Source organism: Microbacterium sp. PAMC21962, from assembly GCF_019443465.1.
Classification (GTDB): domain Bacteria; phylum Actinomycetota; class Actinomycetes; order Actinomycetales; family Microbacteriaceae; genus Microbacterium; species Microbacterium hominis.
In genome coordinates this window covers 638783-659998 of record NZ_CP080381.1, presented here as the reverse complement: position 1 = coordinate 659998, position 21216 = coordinate 638783, and the positions used below count along the sequence as shown (strand labels likewise).

The 21216-nt window shown below is 71.2% G+C and carries 20 protein-coding genes; 15 read left to right on the top strand and 5 right to left on the bottom strand.

Going from position 1 to position 21216, the window contains the following annotated elements:
* The first annotated feature begins 19 nt into the window (after nt 1–19).
* The 3 genes from KY498_RS03205 to KY498_RS03195 all read left to right on the top strand — a co-directional run bounded on the left by KY498_RS03205 (nt 20) and on the right by KY498_RS03195 (nt 2092).
* Nucleotides 20–454 (top strand): DNA-processing protein DprA, encoded by a 435-nt coding sequence (locus KY498_RS03205; RefSeq protein WP_375140949.1) that lies wholly within the window; start codon nt 20–22, stop codon nt 452–454.
* A gap of 117 nt (nt 455–571) precedes the next feature.
* Nucleotides 572–1474: a tyrosine recombinase XerC gene (locus tag KY498_RS03200; protein WP_191008511.1), complete on the top strand. Its 903-nt coding sequence runs from the start codon at nt 572–574 to the stop codon at nt 1472–1474.
* A 24-nt stretch (nt 1475–1498) separates the two neighbouring features.
* The gene (locus KY498_RS03195; protein ID WP_191008512.1) at nt 1499–2092 is read left to right on the top strand and encodes a DUF3060 domain-containing protein; all 594 of its coding nucleotides are present in this window, start codon (nt 1499–1501) and stop codon (nt 2090–2092) included.
* Here KY498_RS03195 and KY498_RS03190 read toward each other — a convergent pair.
* Complete coding sequence (locus KY498_RS03190) at nt 2077–2679, bottom strand: murein hydrolase activator EnvC (RefSeq protein ID WP_191008513.1); 603 nt, start codon at nt 2677–2679, stop codon at nt 2077–2079. The genes KY498_RS03195 and KY498_RS03190 overlap by 16 nt on opposite strands.
* Nucleotides 2680–2969: 290 nt before the next feature.
* On the opposite strand from KY498_RS03190, the gene rpsB reads away from it, so the two are divergent.
* The 9 genes from rpsB to KY498_RS03150 all read left to right on the top strand — a co-directional run bounded on the left by rpsB (nt 2970) and on the right by KY498_RS03150 (nt 9560).
* The gene (rpsB, locus tag KY498_RS03185) at nt 2970–3839 is read left to right on the top strand and encodes a 30S ribosomal protein S2 (protein WP_060958492.1); all 870 of its coding nucleotides are present in this window, start codon (nt 2970–2972) and stop codon (nt 3837–3839) included.
* A 92-nt stretch (nt 3840–3931) separates the two neighbouring features.
* Nucleotides 3932–4759, top strand: a complete 828-nt coding sequence (tsf, locus tag KY498_RS03180) for a translation elongation factor Ts (protein ID WP_191008514.1) — start codon at nt 3932–3934, stop codon at nt 4757–4759.
* 90 nt (nt 4760–4849) lie between these two features.
* Nucleotides 4850–5569: a UMP kinase gene (pyrH, locus tag KY498_RS03175; protein ID WP_060958494.1), complete on the top strand. Its 720-nt coding sequence runs from the start codon at nt 4850–4852 to the stop codon at nt 5567–5569.
* 56 nt (nt 5570–5625) lie between these two features.
* Complete coding sequence (gene frr, locus KY498_RS03170) at nt 5626–6180, top strand: ribosome recycling factor (RefSeq protein WP_060958581.1); 555 nt, start codon at nt 5626–5628, stop codon at nt 6178–6180.
* A 4-nt stretch (nt 6181–6184) separates the two neighbouring features.
* Nucleotides 6185–7207, top strand: coding sequence for a phosphatidate cytidylyltransferase (locus tag KY498_RS03165; RefSeq protein ID WP_101306246.1), 1023 nt, complete (start codon nt 6185–6187; stop codon nt 7205–7207).
* Nucleotides 7204–7770, top strand: a complete 567-nt coding sequence (locus KY498_RS03160) for a DivIVA domain-containing protein (protein ID WP_060958496.1) — start codon at nt 7204–7206, stop codon at nt 7768–7770. The genes KY498_RS03165 and KY498_RS03160 overlap by 4 nt, the downstream gene beginning before the upstream one ends.
* A 48-nt stretch (nt 7771–7818) precedes the next feature.
* Nucleotides 7819–8559, top strand: a complete 741-nt coding sequence (locus tag KY498_RS16580; protein ID WP_375140948.1) for a lytic transglycosylase domain-containing protein — start codon at nt 7819–7821, stop codon at nt 8557–8559.
* A 4-nt stretch (nt 8560–8563) separates the two neighbouring features.
* Nucleotides 8564–8845, top strand: a complete 282-nt coding sequence (locus tag KY498_RS16465) for a hypothetical protein (protein WP_060958498.1) — start codon at nt 8564–8566, stop codon at nt 8843–8845.
* 1 nt (nt 8846) lies between these two features.
* The gene (locus KY498_RS03150) at nt 8847–9560 is read left to right on the top strand and encodes an alpha/beta hydrolase (RefSeq protein ID WP_101306247.1); all 714 of its coding nucleotides are present in this window, start codon (nt 8847–8849) and stop codon (nt 9558–9560) included.
* 31 nt (nt 9561–9591) lie between these two features.
* On the opposite strand, the gene KY498_RS03145 is transcribed toward KY498_RS03150, so the two are convergent.
* Nucleotides 9592–10671: an AI-2E family transporter gene (locus KY498_RS03145; protein ID WP_219879457.1), complete on the bottom strand. Its 1080-nt coding sequence runs from the start codon at nt 10669–10671 to the stop codon at nt 9592–9594.
* Nucleotides 10672–10825: 154 nt separating this feature from the next.
* Here KY498_RS03145 and KY498_RS03140 point away from each other — a divergent pair, with 154 nt between their 5' ends.
* Nucleotides 10826–12583 carry a glycosyl transferase gene (locus KY498_RS03140; RefSeq protein WP_219879456.1) on the top strand — a complete coding sequence of 586 codons (1758 nt, stop codon included), beginning with the start codon at nt 10826–10828 and terminating at the stop codon, nt 12581–12583.
* Nucleotides 12584–13519: a tetratricopeptide repeat protein gene (locus tag KY498_RS03135; protein ID WP_061781796.1), complete on the top strand. Its 936-nt coding sequence runs from the start codon at nt 12584–12586 to the stop codon at nt 13517–13519.
* A 37-nt stretch (nt 13520–13556) separates the two neighbouring features.
* Here KY498_RS03135 and glgB read toward each other — a convergent pair whose 3' ends face one another.
* The 3 genes from glgB to glgX all read right to left on the bottom strand — a co-directional run bounded on the left by glgB (nt 13557) and on the right by glgX (nt 19953).
* Nucleotides 13557–15695 (bottom strand): 1,4-alpha-glucan branching protein GlgB, encoded by a 2139-nt coding sequence (gene glgB / locus KY498_RS03130; protein ID WP_191008517.1) that lies wholly within the window; start codon nt 15693–15695, stop codon nt 13557–13559.
* Nucleotides 15692–17659, bottom strand: coding sequence for an alpha-1,4-glucan--maltose-1-phosphate maltosyltransferase (locus tag KY498_RS03125; RefSeq protein ID WP_191009687.1), 1968 nt, complete (start codon nt 17657–17659; stop codon nt 15692–15694). The genes glgB and KY498_RS03125 overlap by 4 nt, the downstream gene beginning before the upstream one ends.
* Nucleotides 17660–17868: 209 nt before the next feature.
* On the bottom strand, nt 17869–19953 hold the full coding sequence (gene glgX / locus KY498_RS03120; protein WP_219879455.1) for a glycogen debranching protein GlgX: 2085 nt from the start codon (nt 19951–19953) through the stop codon (nt 17869–17871).
* Between the two features lie 54 nt (nt 19954–20007).
* Here glgX and KY498_RS03115 point away from each other — a divergent pair, with 54 nt between their 5' ends.
* A complete protein-coding gene (locus KY498_RS03115) occupies nt 20008–21216 on the top strand; it encodes a cysteine desulfurase family protein (protein WP_191008519.1) in 1209 nt (402 codons plus the stop codon).

Genomic DNA, 21216 nt, shown 5'->3' with positions numbered 1-21216 from the left:
CAACCGTCTGATCGCCGCCATGACCGACGCGACGGTCGTGGTCGAGGCCGCTCACCGCAGCGGCGCGCTGAACACGGCCCATCACGCCGCCGCGCTCGGTCGCCCGCTGGGCGCCGTCCCGGGACCGGTGACCAGCGCCGCCTCCGCCGGCTGCCATCGTCTGCTGCGGGAGGCCGACGCCGTCTGCGTCACCGGTGTCGCCGACGTGCTCGAGCTGCTGGGCCGCGGCGGCGACGCGACGCTCGAGGTCGATCCCGACCGCACGGACGACCGGACACGCGTGCTGGATGCGCTCAGCTCGCGCAGCCCTCGGCTCCTCGCCGACATCGCGCGTCGATGCGGGATGGCGCCGGAGGAGGTCGCCGCGCTGCTCGGCCTGCTCGAGCTCGACGGGGCCGTGGAGCGCCGCGGGGGAGGATGGGCGCGCCGGGCGTCCTCGGCGCCGCGCCACTGAGCCACTGAGCCACTGGGCCGCTGATCCGCTGATCCGCTGAGCCGCTGAGCACGCGCAGGATGACGGCGATCGGTGCGTCGGCGCCGCCGGCGCGCCGATGCGCGCGATGCTGGGAGCATGCGGCTATCGGAGGCGGTGACGACGTACACGCGGGAGCTCGCGGACGTGCGGCGTCTGTCTCCGGCGACGGTCCGCGCGTACGGCGGGGATCTTCGCGACCTGACCGCGGTTGTCGGCGACATCGACGTGCGCGAGATCGACCTCGAAGCGCTGCGCGAATGGCTGTGGGCGGCGACGCGTCGCGGCGACGCCCGCTCCACCCTGGCCCGTCGCACCGCGGCGGCGCGCGGCTTCTTCGCGTGGGCCGTCGAGAACGGACACGTCGGCACCGATCCGTCGCTGCGCCTCACCGCGCCGCGACGGGGGAGGCCGCTTCCCAAAGTGGCCACGGCAGGAGCCATGGAGAGCGTGCTCGCCGATGCCGGCGCCCGCGCCGACGCGGACGCGACGGATCCGATCGCGCTGCGCGACGCGGCCGTCCTGGAACTGCTCTACGCCTCCGCTCTGCGCGTCTCGGAGCTGTGCGGCGTCGATGTCGACGACGTCGACGCCGCGCGCCGGACCGTGCGCGTGATGGGGAAGGGGCGAAAGGAGCGGGTCGTGCCGTACGGCGCGCCGGCGGCGCACGCCCTGGACGCCTACCTCGTGCGCGGCCGTCCGCAGCTCGCGAGTATCGGCGCGGCGACGCCGGCGCTGTTCCTCGGAGCGCGCGGAGCGCGGCTGGGCGCACGCACCGCGTACGACGTGGTCTCGCGTGCGGTCGGCCCGGCCGTCGGCGCGGCGGCCGGGCCCCACACGCTGCGCCACTCCGCGGCGACCCATCTGCTCGACGGCGGCGCCGACCTGCGCACCGTGCAGGAGCTGCTGGGCCATGCGAGTCTCGGCACGACGCAGATCTACACCCACGTCTCTGCGGAACGCCTCGCCGCGGCCTATCGTCTGGCTCATCCGCGGGCGTGAGGGCCGCGGCACTAGCCTGCACTCATGGGAACACGCTCCGTCGTCATCGCCGTCACCGTCGCGGCCGTTCTCGCTCTGACCTCGTGCGCCGCCGAGGCGGCCCCGCGCCGCACCGTGCTGCCGACGCCGGGCATCACCTCGTCGGCATCCGCTTCGGCGACCACGCCGACGACGCCTCCCGCCACCCCGCCGTCCCCGACGGGCGAGCCGTCCGCACCGGCCGGCGCGATCGAGGTCGCCTGTCCGGGTGGAAGCGCCAGCGTGTCGGCGGGCTCCGGCAGCTACGTGCTGACCGAGCCGTGTGCCCGCGTCGCCGTGGCCGGAAACGCCATCATCCTCGAGACGGGAGGCGTCGCCATCGACACCCTCCTCGTCCAGGGCGACGGCAACACGATCAGCGGCAGCGGTGTCGCGGGGGCGGTCACCCTCGAGGGACAGGACAACGTCGTCGCGACCGGTCGCGCGGACGACGTGACGATCCGCGGGCAACGAAACAGCCTCACGAGCGCCGACCGGATCGCGACGCTTGAGATCGCGGGCAGTGCCAACACGATCGCCGCCCCCGGCATCGGCACCTCCACCGTCAGCGGAGACGGCAACACCTACCCCGGGTCGTGAGGCGCGTCGCAGCACGGCAGGAGGATCGCGCGCGGCAGCTCGGCGAGAAGGCGCAGCGGGGTGATGTACGCGCCGTCCTCGCGCGCGCCGAGGTGGAGCTCACCGGTTCTCGTGTGTCCGCCGGTGCCGACCGTCGCCACGACGTCGCCGGCGCGCACGACGGCTCCCGCGGCGACCAGGGGCTCGACCGGCTCCAGCGTGCTGACGAGGCCGCCGCCGTGATCGATCGTCAGGATGCCGCGGTCGACGACGGTGCCCGCGAAGGCGACCACTCCGTCGTCCGGTGAGGTCACCGGGCTGCCGACGGCCGCTGCCAGGTCGATGCCGCGATGCCCCTCTCCGTACGCGTGAGCAGGTGCCCGATACGGCTCGCTGATCCGCGGCGGGCGCACCGGCCAGGCCCATCGCGGCGGATGCTCCGCGTCGCCGTCCGCCGCCGCGGAGACGTCCGCGGGGGCACCTTCGAACGGGTTCCCGGAGGCATGCACCGCCGGCGGGCGCGCAGCGGCCGTCGCCGCCCCGGGCGGCAGCACGAACGCGACCGCCGAGAGGACGATGATCGCCCCGGCGGGGCCGCGTGCACGCATCCCTCCACCGTGGTCGACAGATGCGGTTCGCGCCGGACGACCGCCCGATCCGTGGACGCGAACCCGCGTCGCCGCGGCGGGGGAGGAGGCGGTGCGACTGATACACTGTTGCCTGCACCCCGCGCGTCGGGGTGACTCCGCGTGCCCACAGCGGGACCGTCCTGAGACGGATTCCGCGGCATCCACACCCCGAGGTCTCACCGTGAGAACGGCGAGCGGGTGTGCGCCGGGCGCCAGGCGCACGGGACCGACCGGTCCCCGCGATCAACCCAACGAAAAGGAGAACGGCCATGGCCGTCGTCACCATCCGCCAGCTGCTCGACAGCGGCGTGCACTTCGGACACCAGACCCGCCGGTGGAACCCGAAGGTCAAGCGCTTCATCCTCACCGAGCGCTCCGGCATCCACATCATCGACCTGCAGCAGTCGCTGTCGTACATCGACAAGGCGTACGAGTACGTCCGCGAGACGGTCGCCCACGGCGGCACCGTGCTGTTCGTCGGCACCAAGAAGCAGGCCCAGGAAGTCATCGCCGAGCAGGCGACCCGCGTCGGTCAGCCCTACGTCAACCAGCGTTGGCTCGGTGGCCTCCTGACGAACTTCTCGACCGTCAGCAAGCGCCTCGCCCGCATGAAGGAGCTCGAGGAGCTCGACTTCGACAACCCCGCCGACAGCGGCTTCACCAAGAAGGAGCTCCTGCTCAAGAAGCGCGAGCTCGACAAGCTGCACAAGTCGCTCGGCGGTATCCGCAACCTGCAGAAGACGCCGTCGGCCATCTGGGTCGTCGACGCCAAGCGCGAGCACCTCGCGATCGACGAGGCCAAGAAGCTCGGCATCCCCGTGATCGGCATCCTCGACACCAACGCCGACCCCGACGAGTTCCAGTTCCCGATCCCGGGCAACGACGACGCGATCCGCTCGGTGGGCCTGCTCACCCGCATCATCGCCGACGCCGCCGCCGAGGGCCTCATCCAGCGTCACCAGCCGACCGACGAGTCCGCCGACGCCGAGCCCCTCGCCGACTGGGAGCGCGAGCTGCTCGAGACGCCCGTCGTCACCGACGTGGCCGAGGTCGAGACCATCGCCACCGAGTCGGCCGCCGACGTCGAGGGCGCCGAGGCCAAGGCCGAGGGCGACGCCGCTGCGACTGCTGCCGAGTAAGACCACTTTCGCGCCGGTGCGAAGCCGCTCCTGAGGGACGGCTTCGCACCGGCATCCCACGAGAACTCACGACACGCAAGGAGCCACCACCCATGGCAAACTTCACCATCGCCGACATCAAGGCCCTGCGCGAGCAGCTCGGCACGGGCATGGTCGACACCAAGAAGGCGCTCGAGGAGGCCGACGGCGACCTCGAGAAGGCCGTCGAGATCCTCCGCCTCAAGGGCGCGAAGGGCAACGCGAAGCGTGCCGACCGCTCCACCAGCGAGGGCCTCGTCACCGCCGCGCTGAACGACGGCAAGGTCACCATCCTCGAGCTGAACACCGAGACCGACTTCGTCGCCAAGAACGAGCGCTTCATCGCCCTCGCCGACAAGGTGCTCGCCGCGGCCGCCGCCGTCGGCGCCGACTCCGTCGAGGCCGCGCTGGCCGCGGATGCCGACGGCACGTCCGTCGCCGACCTCATCTCCGACGAGGCCGCGATCATCGGCGAGAAGGTCGAACTGCGCCGCGTGCGCACGCTCTCGGGCGACAAGTTCGAGATCTACCTGCACAAGACGAGCAAGGACCTCCCCCCGCAGGTCGGCGTGGTGCTCGCCTACAGCGGTGACGACGCGGAGACCGCGCGCTCCATCGCGCAGCACATCTCGTTCGCCAACCCGACCTACCTCACGCGCGACGACGTCCCCGCCGACGAGGTCGAGAAGGAGCGCGAGATCGTCACGGAGATCTCCCGCAACGAGGGCAAGCCGGAGGCGGCCCTTCCGAAGATCGTCGAGGGCCGCGTGAACGCGTTCTTCAAGCAGGTCGCCCTGCTCGACCAGGACTACGCGAAGGACAACAAGCTGTCCGTCGCGAAGGTCGCCGGCGACGCCGGGATCACGATCACCGACTTCGCCCGCTTCAAGGTCGGCGCGTAAGTCGTTCGAAGGGGTCCGCATTCATCGAATGCGGACCCCTTTTCCATGCCCTGCCTTCGATAGTCTGCAACTCGACGAGAGGAACCCCCTGTGATCGATGAGAACACCGGACGCCGCCGCGTCCTCCTGAAGCTGTCCGGCGAAGCGTTCGGAGGGGGCCAGCTCGGCGTCAACCCCGACGTGGTCGGTCAGATCGCGCGTGAGATCGCCGCCGCCGTGGATCGTGTCGAGATCTCCATCGTCGTGGGCGGTGGCAACTTCTTCCGCGGAGCCGAGCTCAGCCAGCGGGGGATGGACCGCGGCCGCGCGGACTACATGGGCATGCTGGGAACGGTCATGAACGCCCTGGCGCTGCAGGACTTCCTCGAGCAGGCGGGGGCCGCCACGCGCGTCCAGTCGGCCATCTCCATGACCCAGGTCGCCGAGCCCTACATCCCGCGTCGCGCCGAGCGCCACATGGAGAAGGGCCGCGTCGTCATCTTCGGTGCCGGCGCCGGCCTGCCCTACTTCTCGACCGACACGGTCGCCGCCCAGCGCGCGCTGGAGATCGGCGCCGATGAGGTGCTCGTCGCCAAGAACGGCGTCGACGGCGTCTACACGGCCGACCCCAAGACGAACCCGGATGCCGAGCGCATCGACACGATCACGTACCGCGACGCGCTCCAGCGCGGGCTCAAGGTCGTCGACTCCACGGCGTTCAGCCTCTGCATGGACAACGGCATCGACATGCGCGTGTTCGGCATGGAGCCGGCCGGCAACGTCACGCGCGCGCTGCTGGGCGAATCGATCGGCACGCTCGTCACCGTCTGAGTCGGACGACGCCCCGCACTAGACTTTCCCTGACGTACCGAATGAATGGAGTGACCGTGATCGCCGAGATCCTGGCCGACACGTCCGCCCGCATGGACCGCGCCGTCGAGGCCGCGAAGGACGACTTCGCGACCGTGCGCACGGGCCGCGCGAACCCCCAGCTCTTCCAGAAGATCCTGGTCGACTACTACGGCTCCCCGACGCCGCTCGCGCAGCTCGCGTCGCTGAACACGCCCGAGGCCCGCACGCTCGTCGTGACGCCGTACGACAAGTCGGCGCTGAAGGCCATCGAGCAGGCGATCCGCGACATGCCGAACCTCGGCGCCAACCCGTCGAACGACGGCAACATCGTGCGCGTCTCGATGCCCGAGCTCACCGCCGAGCGCCGCAAGGAGTACGTCAAGCTCGTGCGCACCAAGGGCGAGGACGCGAAGGTGCACCTGCGCGGCATCCGTCGGAAGGCGAAGGACGAGCTGGATGCGCTCAAGAGCGAGGTCGGCGAAGACGATCTCGTGCGCGCTGAGAAGGAACTCGACGCCGTCACGCGCAGCCATGTCGACGACATCGACGAGGCCCTCAAGCGCAAAGAGGCCGAGCTTCTCGAGGTCTGAGGACGTGCCGACCACCGACTCCCCGGGGGATGCCGGGCCCGGAGGCGTTCCGGGGCCGGAGGGCGAGCGCGCCCGCCCCGGGACCTCGGCCGGTTTCCAGGCCCACGTGCGTGCGGCACGCAGCGAGTTCGAGCATCAGATCGATCGCGCGCGCGCCGATTTCGAAGAGGTCAACGACCGCATCAACGCGCGGACGGGGCGCAACCTGCTGATGGCGACCCTCATCGGGCTCGCCGTGGGCGCCGTCGTGCTGGGGTCGTTGCTGTTCATCAAGTGGCTGTTCCTGGTCTTCGCGATCCCGGTGTGCCTGCTGGGGGTCTTCGAGTTCAGCCGTGCCCTCCAGACCGCCGGTCGGCGCGTCGACGTCTGGCCGCAGGTCGTGGCCGGTGCCGTGATCATGCTGTCCGCCTTCTTCGCGGGACACCTCACGCATTGGGCGCTCACCTTCGGCGCCGTCGCCGCCGTCATCGTGTGGCGGCTGCTCGCCCAGATGATCGCCAGTGACGGCCGCCGCTACGGAGACGTGCTCGGCGACGTCTTGATCGCCGGCTTCCTGCCCCTCTACGTGCCCTTCCTCGCCAGCCTGGCGCTCGTGCTGCTGCGTCAGGAGCAGGGCGAGTACTGGGTGCTCGGCATGCTCATCGCCGTCGTCGCCGCCGACACCGGCGCGTACGCCTCCGGTCTCGCGTTCGGCGCGCACCCGATGGCGCCGCGGATCAGCCCGAAGAAGACCTGGGAGGGCTTCGCGGGCGGCGCCGTGGCCACGGTGATCGCGGCCGTGCTGTGGGGCATCTTCGCCCTCCACGTGCCGTGGTGGGCCGGAGCGGTGTTCGGCCTCCTGATCCTGGGCTGCGCCACGGTGGGCGACCTCGGCGAGTCGATGATCAAGCGCGACCTCGGCATCAAGGACATGAGCTCCTGGCTGCCGGGTCACGGCGGTGTGCTGGACCGGCTGGATTCGATCCTGCCGTCCGCGGCTGCCGCCCTCGCCCTCTACTTCCTCTTCTTCCCCCTGGTGACCCTATGAGCGACGTTTCCGAGACCCACGCCCCGGCGTTCCCCCACACGACGGGCCGTACGCGCGGCTACCGGCCCGACGCGGTCGACGCATTCCTCGCGCGGGCGCGCACAGCCTTCGAGGACGGAGAGGCGACCGACATCGACTCGACCGTCGTCCGCACGGCCGCCTTCCCGCTCGTGCGACACGGCTATCAGGTGTCGGCCGTGGATGCGGCGTTGAGCCGGATCGAGGATGCCTTCGCCGCCCGCGAGCGCGAGCAGGCGCTGTCGCGACGGGGTGCCCGCGCCTGGGTCGGGCAGTCGCGCCAGCTCGCCCAGGAGGTGCTGGACCGCCTCACCCGTCCGCGGGGCCACCGGTTCCGCCGGGTCGGCGCCCTCCGCTTCGGCTACCGCGTCGACGAGGTCGACCTCGTCGCCGACAAGATCGCGCGGTTCCTCGAGAGCGGCGAGCCCGTCACGGTGGATCAGGTGCGGTCGGTCGCCTTCCGCATGCAGCGTCGCGGTTACAGCGAGGCGCAGGTGGACGCGGTGCTCGATGCGACCGTCGAGGTGATGCTGGCGGTCGTGTGACCGCCACTCGTGTGGGCGTCGCCGTCGCGAGGCTAGAATCGGAGCACTGTGACTTCTGACGCCGAGCTCACCGCCGCTCCCGCCGCCGCACCGGCGACCCGGGTCGATGGGCGTGCGGCTGCGAGATCCGGAGCGGGGCGACGCCCGGCGAAGGCCGCCCCCGTCAAGTGGACGCGGCGTCGCGGGGCGATGAGCGTGTTCGCGGTCGTCGCGGTGCTCGGCTTCGGCGTGGTGTACATCGCGCCGTTGACGGCCTCGACCCCCGAGGCGCACGCCGCGGAAGTCGCCCCCATCTCTCTCTACGCCTCGACCATCGCCGACGCGCAGGCGTACCTCGCCGCATCCGATCAGACCACCGGGCTCGGCCGCGACGGCGTCGTCTACAGCGTCTACGTCACGCCGAAGCCCACGCCCACGCCGACGGCGACAGCGACCGGCACCTCGTCGTCGTCTGCCGCGTGGTCGCCGCCCTTCGTGGCCCCGGATCCCGGTACCGCGCAGGCGATCGCCTACTCGATGGTGCAGCAGCGCGGATGGGGCGACGACGAGTTCGCCTGTCTCGTCGCGCTGTGGAACAAGGAGTCGGGCTGGCGCGTCGGCGCCTACAACGCCGGCAGCGGCGCGTACGGCATCCCGCAGGCGCTCCCCGGAAGCAAGATGGCCTCCGCCGGTGCCGACTGGGAGACCAACCCGGCGACGCAGATCGCCTGGGGGCTCGGCTACATCGGCGGCCGCTACAGCACGCCGTGCGGTGCCTGGTCGCACTCGCAGTCCACGGGGTGGTACTGATCCGATGCCGCGCGCGAACCGACGGCAGCCGCAACCCGCCGACGATTCGTTCGATCGGCTCCTGAGCGGGTGGAAGCGCTCCGAGCACCGACGCGGCTCGGAGTGGACGGTGCAGCCGGTCAGCGCCGCGCAGGCGCAGAAGAGCTACACCTGTCCGGGGTGCTCTCGTGCGATCACGCCCGGCACCGCGCACCTCGTGGTCTGGCGCGCGGACGGCGTCCTGGGCGACGCGGCGGACCTCGCGGCTCGCAGACATTGGCACACGGCCTGTTGGAGGATTGCCTGACATGGAGATTCGCGGACCCGTCCAGCTTCCCGCGCGGCGCGAGGAGATCGAGCTCACGACGCTCGACGGACTCACGCTGGTGGGGGAGTTGGCGCTGCCCGAGCATCGGGAGCCGGTCGCGACCCTGGTGACGCTGCATCCGCTTCCGACCGCGGGCGGCTTCATGGACTCGCACATCCTCCGGAAGGCCGCGGGGCGGCTGCCCGCGCTGGCCGATCTCGCCGTGCTCCGCTTCAACACGCGGGGCACGAGCTCGCCCCGCGGGACCAGTGAGGGCGCCTTCGACGGCGGACGCGCGGAGGCGTTCGACGTCGCGGCGGCGATGGACTTCGTCACCGCTCGAGGCCTCCCGCACCCCTGGTTGGTCGGCTGGTCGTTCGGCACGGAGCTCGCCCTCAAGTACGGCCGCGACCACGCCGTCGACGGCGTGATCCTGCTCTCGCCGCCGCTGCACCGTGCCGGAGCCGACGAGATCGCGGCCTGGCGGGGCGATCCCCGTGCGGTGATCGTGCTCGTGCCGGAGTTCGACGACTACCTGCGACCGGACGAGGCGCGCGAGCGGTTCGCGCCGATCGCGCACGCCGAGCTGATCGCCGTCGAGGGCGGCAAGCACCTGTGGGTGGGGGAGAACCAGACCCGCCGTGTGCTCACCGAGATCGTGGCCGCGGTCAATCCCGACGCGCTGCCGCTGCCCACGCAGTGGGACGGCGACTGACGGCATCCGCCGCGCAGCGCGTCCCCGCCGCTCAGCGCTCGTTCTGCCGCGGAATGATCACCTGGCGGTAGATGATCAGCACGCTCGCCGCGACCGGGATGGCGATGAGCGCGCCGAGCAGGCCGAGGAGCGATCCGCCGGCCAGGGCGGCGATCACCACGACGGCGCCGGGCACGGAGACGGCGCGGTTCATGATGCGCGGCGACAGGACGTAGGCCTCCACCTGCATGTAGATCGCGTACCAGATGAGCGCGACGATCGCCGTCAGGGGCGAGCTGAGCCCGGGGATCAGGCAGGTCAGCACGATGATCGCCGAGCCGGTGAGCGTACCGACGAGCGGGATGAGCGAGAAGAAGAAGGCGACCACGGCCAGCACGGCGGGAAACGGTGCGCCGATGATCGACAGGAACACGGCGCTGAGCACACCGTTGATCGCGCCGAGCGTGACCTGCCCCATGACGTAGTGGCCCACGGATGCCGTGATCTGCTCCGACAGGTCGACGAACCGCGCGCGCTTCGAGGCCAGCACGAGCTGGGCGACCGACGCCTTCAGCGACGGCGTGGAGGCCGTGAAGTAGATCGTGAGGATCAGGATGATGATGGCCCCGGTGACTCCGGAGATGATCCCCGCGCCGATGCCGAGGATCACGTTGCCGGCAGAGGTGCCGATCTGACCGAAGTCGAGCGTGTTGAACCAGTCCGACACGTACGCGAACGCCTTGTCGACGTCGAGCGCCGGGAAGTTGCTGTGCAGCCACGCCGACAGGTCGTCGACGGGGTTCCAGGCACCGTCCACGGCGCTCTGGACGAGCTGCTGGATCTGCGTCACCAGCTGCGCGATCTGTCCGACCAGGACGGGGATCACGATCAGGACGATGCCCGTGAACACCGAGAGCACGGCGGCGAAGGTGATCAGCAGCGCGGCCCAGCGGGGAAGCTTCCGCCGCTCCAGCCAGCTGACCAGCGGGTCGAGGCCGAGCGCGAGGAACAGCGCGGTGCCCACGTAGAGCAGGATCGTCGACAGGGTCTGCACGCTGGTGATGAGCAGGATGCCGACGCCGACGCCGAGGGTGGCGACGAGGGCCGTGCGGAACGGATGCTGGAGCTTCATGGTGTTGTCAGAATACGCACCGCGTCGGCGTTCCCGTGTCGACACGGCCGAAGCGCGTTCGACCCTCCCGGGCGACGCACAGCCGGATGTCGCTAGTCTGGAATGTCGATTGCGCGCCGTCATCCCGTCTTCGGTGCGCAGGGAGGTGTCTTTCGTGCGTTTCGTCTGGGCTGTAACGGCCTTCGTGCTGGCTGCCCTCATGATCGGGGCGGGGATCGCTCAGCGGACGGTCCTGCAAGGGCCGCGCACGGAGAGCCAGACCATCTCGGTGTCCGGGGATGCCCCCTACGTGTTGATCGACGGCAGCGTCCTCAACAGCCACACCGGCTCGCAGACCCTGCGCGTGAAGGAATCCGGCACGATCTTCGCCTCCTACGGCCGCACCGCCGATCTCGAGGCCTGGCTGACCCCGTCGTCGTACACCCACGTCACCCTGGACGGCGACGAGCTCGCCACCACCGCCGTCGCCGCGAAGACCCCGCCCGCGGAGGGGAGCGCCGCGATCACTCCCGTCGGCTCGGACCTCTGGCTCGACGAGTTCCAGCAGGACGATCTGCTGGTCACCCCCCTTCAGCTGCCGGCGGACATGAGCCTGCTCGTGGCGACCGACGGCATCAAGCCGGCACCGTCGAGCATGACCGTCACGTGGCCGACCGGCGCGACGACCCCCTGGGCCGGTCCGCTCATCGTCGGCGGCAGCATCCTGCTCCTCATCGGTCTCGTGCTGTACGTCCTGGGCGTCCGCCATGCCCGCCGGTCGCGCGGTCCCCGTCGCAAGGGGCTGCCCATGCCCGTCACCGAGCCGATCGATGTCGCGGTGGAGGGCGCCGACAAGGGAGTGATCAGCGCCACGCCGACACGTCGTCAGCTCAGCCGGGGAAAGCGCGCCCTGCTGGCCGCACCCGCCGTGGGCCTGTCAGCCCTCCTGTTCACCGGCTGCACCGCCGATGCGTGGCCTCAGCTGGCCGGCACCCCGACCCCCACGGCATCGGAGAGCGTCGTCGTGCCGCAGGACCAGGGCAGCCCCGCCGTCACGCAGGCACAGGCCGAGCGCATCCTCACCCGGATCTCCGAGCAGGTGGCGAAGGCGGATGCCGCGAAGGATCCCGCCGCCGCCGCCGAGCGGCTCACCGACTCGGCACTGGCCGCACGCGAGACCGACTACCGCCTGCGCGACGTCGCCGGGCACACGGCACTGGGTGCCCTGCCCGACAAGCCGGTCAAGGTCATCCTGCCGGAGGCCTACGCCGGGTGGCCGCGGACGTTCTTCGCCGTCATCGAGACCGGCGACGTCATCCTCAGCGTGACCCAGGAAGACCCGTGGTCGCCCTACAAGGTGACCAACCAGGCCGAGCTGGTGTCGCAGGCGAGCCTCAACCTCGCTCCCGCGTACGTGGGCGCCATCGCGATCGACCCCGACTCGCCGTTCCTCGCGCTCGCTCCGAACAAGGTCGCCGCCGCCTACGCGGACATCCTGACCAACGGCGACAGCAGCCCGTTCGCGGGACAGTTCGACGCCACGAACGACCCGTTCCGCAAGCTCGTCGCCGACAACCGCGCCGCGCGGTTGGAGTCGTTCAACCAGACCGGCGCCCAGACGGGCACGCTGAGCTTCGCCGCCTCGGCGGGGCCGGATGAGCCGATCTCCCTCGCGACACTCGACTCCGGGGCGATCGTCGCGGTCACGGTGCACGAGAGCGACACGGTGAAGCCCACGAACACCGACGCCGTCATCAAGCTCGACAACAACCCGATCGTGCAGACGCTCACCGGCGTGAACCAGTCCTCCAGCGGCTTCACGACGACCTTCGTCGATCAGCTGTTCTTCTTCGTGCCGTCGCAGAGCTCGAACAAGCGCATCCAGCTGCTGGGCTATTCCACCTCCATCCTCGACGCGAAAGTGGTCTCATAAGTGAGCGATCCCACCTCGGGCGCCGTGCTGCGCGGTGCCGTCGACCTGTCCTCTCTCCGATCGCGTGCCGCCGCACCGGCCGGTACGGCTCCCGCCGCGGGCGCGCCGACCGCCACCCCGCTCGTCTTCGACGCGACCGACGCGACCTTCGGCGAGGTCCTCGAGCTCTCGCGATCCGTGCCGGTCGTGGTGGACCTCTGGGCCGAATGGTGCGGCCCCTGCACGCAGCTCAGCCCGATCCTGGAGAAGGTCGTCGTCGAGCTCGGCGGACGCCTCGTGCTCGCCAAGGTCGACGTCGACGCGAACCCCCAGCTCGCCCAGGGGTTCCGCGCGCAGTCCATCCCGATGGTCGTGGCGCTCGTCGCGGGGCAGCCGGTGCCGCTGTTCACCGGCGCCGTCCCCGAACAGCAGGTGCGCGAGGTGTTCGCCCAGCTCCTGCAGCTCGCGGCCCAGAACGGCGTGACCGGCACCGTGCCCGTGGACGGCGCCGGCGCGGATGCCGCCGATGATGCCGAGCCCGCTCTTCCGCCCCTCCATCAGGAGGCCTTCGACGCGATCGAGGCCGGCGACTACGGGCGTGCGGTCTCCGCTTACGAGGCCGCCCTGTCCGAGAACCCCCGCGACGAGCAGGCGCGCGCCGGTCTCGGTCAGGTGCGACTGCTCCAGCGCGTCCAGAGCCTCGATCTCGCCCAGGCCCGCGCCGCCGCGGCGGAGGCGCCCCGCGACATCGAGGCGCAGTTCGCCGTCGCCGACCTCGACATCGCCGGCGGGCACGTCGACGACGCCTTCGGCCGCCTGCTCGACCTCTTCGCCGCGCTGCCGTCAGACGAACGAGCCCCGGTTCGGGAGCGGCTCGTCGAGCTCTTCGCGCTCGTCGGCGACGGCGACGCGCGCGTCATCCGCGCCCGCGGACGGCTGACCTCGCTGCTGTTCTGACCCCGGGTCCCGGTGCCGGCCCCGCCATGTCGCCGCTCTAGGCGGATCGGCCGAGCCAGAGCACGCCCAGCGGCGGCAGCACGAGGGTCGCGCGCCCGTTGCCGTCGGCGTGCACCGTTCCGAGGTTGCCGACGCCGGAGCCGCCGTACGCCTCGGCATCCGAGTTGAGCAGCTCGGTCCACTCGCCGCCGGCAGGAAGATCCAGCGCGTAGTCGTGCAGCGGCACGCCGGAGAAGTTGCACACCACGGCGACGGCGTTGCCCTCGTGGTCGTACCGCGTGAAGGCGATCACGTTCGGGTTCCAGGTCGGGGCGCCGATGCGCGAGAACGCCGAGCCGTCGCTGTCGCGGGCCCACAGGGGGGGATTCTCCCGATAGACGCGGTTCAGCGCGCCGACGAAGTCGAGCAGCCGGCGGTGCGGCGGCTGATCGAGCATCCACCAGTCGAGGCCGCGTCCCTCCGACCACTCGGAGAGCTGGCCGAAATCCTGGCCCATGAACAGCAGCTGCTTACCCGGGTGCCCCCACATGTAGGCGAGGAAGGCGCGGGTGTTCGCCAGTTTCTGCCAGTGATCGCCCGGCATCCGGGTAAATAGCGTGCCCTTGCCGTGCACGACCTCGTCGTGGCTGATGGGCAGGATGAAGTGCTCGCTGAACGCGTAGACGAACGAGAACGACAGCTCGCCCTCGTGATGCGCGCGGTACATGGGGTCGCGCTTGATGTACTCCAGGGAGTCGTTCATCCAGCCCATGTTCCACTTGAAGCCGAAACCGAGCCCTCCGGCGCTGGTCGGGGCCGTCACGCCGGGGTAGCTCGTCGACTCCTCCGCGATCATCGCGATGCCCGGGTAGCGCTTGTAGGCCGTCGCGTTCACCTCTTGCAAGAACCGGATGGCCTCCAGGTTCTCCCGGCCGCCGTAGATGTTCGGCTCCCACTGGCCTTCTTCGCGCGAGTAGTCGAGGTAGAGCATGGAGGCCACGGCATCCACGCGGAGACCGTCGACGTGGAACTCCTCCAACCAGTACAGCGCGTTCGCGACGAGGAAGTTGCGCACTTCGTTGCGGCCGTAGTCGAAGATCAGCGTGCCCCAGTCCTTGTGCTCGCCACGCCGCGGGTCCGGGTGCTCGTAGAGGGGGTCGCCGTCGAAGCGGGCGAGGGCGAAGGCGTCCTTGGGGAAGTGTCCCGGCACCCAGTCCATGATCACGCCGAAGCCGGCCTGGTGCAGACGGTCGATCAGGTAGCGGAGGTCGTCGGGGCTTCCGAAGCGGCTGGTCGGCGCGTAGTAGCCGCTCACCTGGTAGCCCCAGGACCCGCCGAACGGGTGCTCCGCCAGCGGCAGGAACTCGACGTGCGTGTAGCCGACCTCCGTGAGGTAGTCGATCAGGGGCTCCGCCGCGTCGCGGTAGCCGAGACCGGGCCGCCACGAGCCGAGGTGCAGCTCGTAGGTGGACATCGGCTGCGCGAGGACGTCGCGCTCGGCGCGGGCGCTCATCCATGCGCCGTCGCCCCACGTGTGCGCGCTCTCGGTGACGATCGACCCCGTCGCCGGCGGGACCTCCGCGCGTTGGGCCATCGGGTCGGCCTTCAGGATCCAGCCGCCGTGCCGCGTCAGGATCTCGTACTTGTACACCGTGCCGGCGCCGAGCCCCGGCACGAACAGCTCCCAGACACCGCTCGATCCCAGGCTGCGCAGCGCGTGGCCCTGACCGTCCCACGCGTTGAAGTCTCCGACGACGCGGACCGCGCGCGCGTTGGGCGCCCAGACGGCGAAGGACACGCCGGCGACGCCGTCGTAGTGGCGGACGTGGGCGCCGAGCGCCTGCCAGAGCTGTTCGTGTCGGCCTTCCGCGATGAGGTGGCGATCGACGTCGCCGAGGGTGGGGAGGTGGCGATAGGGGTCGTCGGCGCGGAAGTCCGGCGCACCGTCGTACGCGGCGACGATCTCGTAGGCGCGCGGCTGCTCCGCGGCGGAGCCTTCCCAGATGCCGGAGCGTACATGGTCCAGGGGGATGCGGACGCCCTCGTCGGTGACCGCCGTGACCGACGACGCCATCGGGCGCCGGGCGCGGATCACCCAGGTGCCGTCGGCGCGGCGGTGCGGGCCCAGGACGTCGTGCGGTGCGTGGTAGGAGCCGGTGGCGACGGTGTCGAGCACCTCGTCGGATACGTCGCTCATCGGGACTCCTTCACGTGCAGGATGTGGACGGGTTCGTCGAACGCGTCCAGTCGGACGAAGTTGTCGCGGTTCCACGTCCAGGCGGCGCCCGTGATGAGGTCCTCCACGACGTAGTCGCTGCCGGGCGTCACCCCGAAGACGGAACTGTCGATGTGGACGGTCGTCTGCCGCGTGGAGTGCGGATCGACGTTGGCCACGACGATGATCGTGTCGGCCCGTCCGGTCTCGCTCAGGGCGGCGGGCAGGTGCTTGACGTACACCAGGATGGCGTCGTCGTCGCTCCAGTGGATGCTGAGGTCGCGCAGCTGACGAAGCGACGGGTGCGCCCTGCGGATCTCGTTGAGCCGCGTGAGGTAGGGAGCGATCGAGACCCCGGCGGATGCCGCGGCATCCCAGTCGCGCAGCTTGTACTCGTACTTCTCGTTGTCGATGTTCTCCTCGGACCCCGGCCGCGCGACGTTCTCGATGAGCTCGTAGCCGGCGTACACCCCGTACGAGGCGCCGGCCGTGGCGGCCAGGGCCGCACGGATCTTGTACGCCGGCCGGCCGCCGTACTGGAGGTACTCGGTGAGGATGTCGGGCGTGTTGACGAACAGGTTGGGACGCATGAAGTCCGCCGTGTCCTGCGAGATCCAGCGGAAGAACTCCTCGAGCTCGGCCTTGGTGTTGCGCCACGTGAAGTAGGAGTAGCTCTGCTGGAAACCCGCCTGCGCGAGGGCCTGCAGCGGGGCCGGCCGGGTGAACGCCTCGGCGAGGAAGACGACGTCGGGGTGCTCCGCGTTGACCGTCGCGATGAGCCATTCCCAGAACTGCAACGGCTTGGTGTGGGGGTTGTCGACGCGGAAGATCTTCACGCCCTGCGCGATCCAGTGCCGGACGATGCGCAGCACCTCGGCGCGGATGCCCTCGGGGTCGTTGTCGAAGTTGATCGGGTAGATGTCCTGATACTTCTTCGGCGGGTTCTCGGCGTACGCGATCGAGCCGTCGGGCAGGGTCGTGAACCACTCGGGGTGAGCGGCCACCCACGGGTGGTCGGGAGCGGCCTGCAGCGCGAGGTCGAGGGCGATCTCCAGGCCCTCCGCACGCGCGGCACGGACGAAGGCGCGGAAATCGGCGAGGGTGCCGAGATCGGGGTGCACGGTGTCGTGCCCGCCCGCCGCGGATCCGATCGCCCAGGGCGAGCCGGGGTCTCCCGGGCCGGCCGTGAGCGTGTTGTTGGGGCCCTTGCGGTTCCTCTCGCCGATCGGGTGGATCGGGGGGAGGTAGAGCACGTCGAAGCCCATCGCGGAGACCGCGGGGAGCCGCTTGGCGGCCGTGCGGAAGGTGCCGCTGCGGATCGTGCCGTCCTTGAGCCGCTTGGCGCCCTCCGAGCGCGGGAAGAACTCGTACCAGGCGCCCACACCGGCGCGCTCCCGCTCCACGAGGAGCTCCTGCTCGGCCCCCACCGTGAGGAGGGACTGCACGGGTCGTGCGCGGAAGAAGGACGCGAGCGCCGGATCGCGCACCACGACGAGAGCCGACTCGTCCGTGACGTCCCCGTCGCGCAGCGCCGCGGCCGCCGCCGTCAGCGCGCGCCGCTCCGCCGCCGGACGGTCCTTCTCCGCGGCGGCGGAGGTGAGCAGACGCGCGCCCGCCTCGCGCATGAGCGGGGCATCGACACCCGCGGCGATCTTCAGGGCGGCGGCGTGCTCCCACGTCGCGAAGTCGTCCGCGAACGCTTCGAACCGGAACCGCCACACCCCCTCCTCGACGGGCGCGAGCTGCACGCTCCAGCGGTCGAAGCCGTCGCCCACGGGCTCCAGCCGGTGCAGCGACTCGTCGCCCGCGGGGGAGAAGAGCCGCACGTGGACGCCGATGAGATCGTGCCCCTCGCGGAAGGCGGTGACCACGAACGGCACCGCCTCGCCCGCGAAGGCGGACGGCCGGAAGAGACCGTCGGGGACGGACGGGTGGGCGCCGGCCATCGGGATGCGTCCGGTGCGCGTGTCGGCGACGGCACGCCACGGCACGGCCGGGCGGACAGGCAGGGGCGCCGCGCTGCGCAGGGGCGCCGTGCGCGGGGGCGGCGTCGTCGCGCGGGGGAGGTCGGAAGGAACGGAGCGCGTCGTCGATGCCACGTCTCGAACCTACCGCCGAAGCGCCGCGGCGGACACCATCTGCCCGCGGGTCCGGCTCATCGTGCGCGGAACAGGTGCAGTGCCGTGCCGGGCAGCGTCACGACGTCGCCGGGCGCGAACACCGGCTCCGTCGTGTCGGGACGGTCGGGCACGCTCGACCACAGCGACACGTACCCCGTGATCCCGTCGATGCGGGGCAGGGTGACGTCGATGGGGCGTTCGGTGCCGTGCACGACGAGCAGGATGCGGTTGGGCGCCTCCTCCTCCGGCGTGGAGGCGGCGTCGTACTGCAGGGTGCGGTGCGCCGGGTCGGTCCACCGCTCGATCGACATGGTCTCGCCGTTCTCGTCGTACCAGTCGATGACCGACGCGCTGGGCACCACGTGCGCGTCGCGCGCGAAGCGGCGCGGACGCAGGGCCGGGTTCTCCCGTCGCAGGTGCACCAGTCGTCGTACATGGGCGAGGAGATCCTCCTGCCACGCGGCGTGCTCCCAGTTCAGCCAGGTCAGGGGCGAGTCGTGGCAGTAGGCGTTGTTGTTGCCGCGCTGGGAGCGCCCGAACTCGTCGCCGGCGGTGATCATGGGCACGCCGGCCGACAGCAGGAGCGTCCCGACCAGGTTGCGCATCGCCTTCCGGCGCGTCGCGAGGATGGCCTCGTCGTCGGTCGGTCCCTCCGCACCGTGGTTGAAGGACCGGTTGGTGTCGGCGCCGTCGCGGTTCTGCTCGCCGTTGCCGAGATTGTGCTTGACGTCGTACGAGACGAGATCGCGGAGGGTGAATCCGTCGTGGGCGGTCACGAAGTTCACGCTCGCCAGCGGCCCGCGCTCCGCGCTGAAGGTGTTGGACGAGCCCGCCAGCCGCGTCGCGAACCCTCCCACGCCGACCGGCGAGATCGCGGCCCGGCGCGCGTAGTCGACGTCGCTGAGCCAGAAGTTGCGCACCCGGTCGCGGTAGCGGTCGTTCCACTCCGACCAGCCGGCGCCGAAGTTGCCGGTCTGCCAGCCGCCCATGCCCACGTCCCAGGGCTCGGCGATCATCTTCAGGCCCGCCAGGGCGGGGTCTTCCACGATCGCGCGCAGCAGCGGATGCCGAGGATCGAACGTGTTCTGTGCGTCGCGCCCCAGCGTGACCGCGAGGTCGAAGCGGAACCCGTCGATCTGCACTTCTTGCGCCCAGTACCGCAACGAGTCCAGGACGAGGCGGGCGGCGGCATCCGTCGCGGTGTTCACCGCGTTGCCGCAGCCGGTGACGTCGATGTAGGCGCCGTCCTCCTGCTGGCGGTAGTAGCCGCGGTTGTCGATGCCGCGCAGGCTCGAGCGCGGTCCGCCGAGCCCCAGTTCGGAGGTGTGGTTGTAGACGACGTCGAGGATCACCTCGATGCCCGCGGCGTGCAGATCGCGCACCATCGTCTTCACCTCGCGGAGCACGGCGTCGGGGCCGGCGGCGATCGCCTCCGCCGTCGCGTACGCGGCGTGGGGGGTGAAGAAGTTGAGCGTGTTGTAGCCCCAGTAGTTCGTCAGCCCCTGGTTGAGCAGGCGCGGCTCGGTCTCGAAGGCGTGGATCGGCAGCAGCTCGACGGCGGTCACGCCGAGCGCGGTCAGGTGGGCGATCATCGCGGGGTGACCGAGACCGGCGTACGTGCCGTGCAGCGCCGGCGGGATGTCCGGATGCCGCTTGGTGAGGCCCTTCACGTGGGCCTCGTAGATCACGGTCCGATCCAGCGGGACCGCGGGTCGCCCGACGCCCTGCCAGTCGAAGTCCCGGTCGACGACGGCCGAACGCCACTGGCCGATGCGGACCGGGACGAGCCCCCGCGCGTACGGATCGATCAGCAGGCTCTCCGGGTTGAACGTCTGGCCGGGGCCGGCGGGCCCGCTCACGCGCAACGCGTAACAGGCCCCGACGCGCAGTTGCGGTGTCGTGACCTCCCACACGTCGCCGGCCGTCGGCGCGAGGGGCAGGCTCGCGGTGATCCAGTCGAGGTCCTCGCCGTCGAACAGGACGAGCTCGATCGCGGTCGCGTCCTCCGCCCAGACGCGGAGGGTTCCGCCGTCCGGGCCGAGCGTCACCCCCAGGCGGTCGTACGGCGCACCGAGGAAGGCGGCGGGGGGTGCGGTCTCGGACGGCTTCGGGCTGGCCATGCGCTCTAGAGTAGTGACGCGGTGAGACCGCGTCGTCACGAGTGCGGGAGCGTCATGTCGATCTACTTCGACCATGCGGCGTCGGCGCCGCTGCGCGATTCGGCGCGCGACGCGTGGATCTCGGCATCCGCTCTCGTCGGCAATGCCTCGTCGGTCCACGGTGCCGGTCAGGCGGCCCGTCGGCTGCTGGAGGGGTCACGCGAGAGGATCGCGGCGGTGCTCGACTGCGACCCGATCGAGGTCGTGCTGACCTCGGGCGGCACCGAATCGGTGAACCTCGCGCTCAAGGGACTCTGGTGGGCGCGGCCGGCCGATACGGGGGCGATCGTCCTGCCCGACGGCGAGCACCACGCGACGCTGGACGCGGTCGGCTGGCTGCGATCGCAGGGGGCCGCGGTGCGCCCCGTCGGCCTCGACGACGTCGGCCGCATCCGGCAGGAGGACTTCCGCGACGCCCTGACGGCGCCCGAGCCCGCCGCCGTCGCCACCGCGCTCGTCGCGAACAACGAGGTCGGCACCGTCCAGGATGCCGCCGCCCTCGCCGGTGCCGCCGCCGCCGCGGGCGTCGCCCTGCACCTCGACGCGGTCGGCGCCCTGGGCCACGTCCCGGTGTCGTTCTCGGCGTGGCGGGCCGACGCGTCCGGTGCCGGCGGCCTGGTCGCCCTCAGCATCTCGGGACACAAGGTGGGCGCGCCCGTCGGCACGGGAGCCTTGGTCGTCTCCCGCCACGCCCGGCTCTCGCCGCTCGTGCACGGCGGCGGCCAGCAGCGCGGTCTGCGTTCCGGCACGCCGGACGTCGCCGGAGCATCCGCGCTGGCGGTCGCGCTGGAGGAGGCGGAGGCGGAACGCGTCGAGGAGACCGCCCGGCTGCGCCGGCTCGGCGACCGTCTGGTCGCCGGCATCCGCGCGGCCGTGCCGGAGGCGGAGCTCCTGGGCGACGCCGACCGCCGCATCGCGGGGAACGTGCACGTGCACCTGCCGGGCGCGGCGGGGGAGTCGATGCTGTTCCTGCTCGATCAGGCCGGCATCTCGGTCTCGACCGGCTCGGCCTGCCAGGCCGGCGTCGCAGAGCCGTCGCACGTCGTGCTCGCCCTCGGTCGCGACGAGCGGGTCGCGCGTTCCGTGCTGCGGCTCACCCTGGGGCGCACCTCCACGGAGGCGGACGTCGATGCCCTCCTCTCGGCCCTCCCCGGGGCCTATGCCCGGGCGACGGGAGCGGGACGCCTGCGCAGCGCCGGTGCCGCCGTCCCGGGGCGCTCGTAG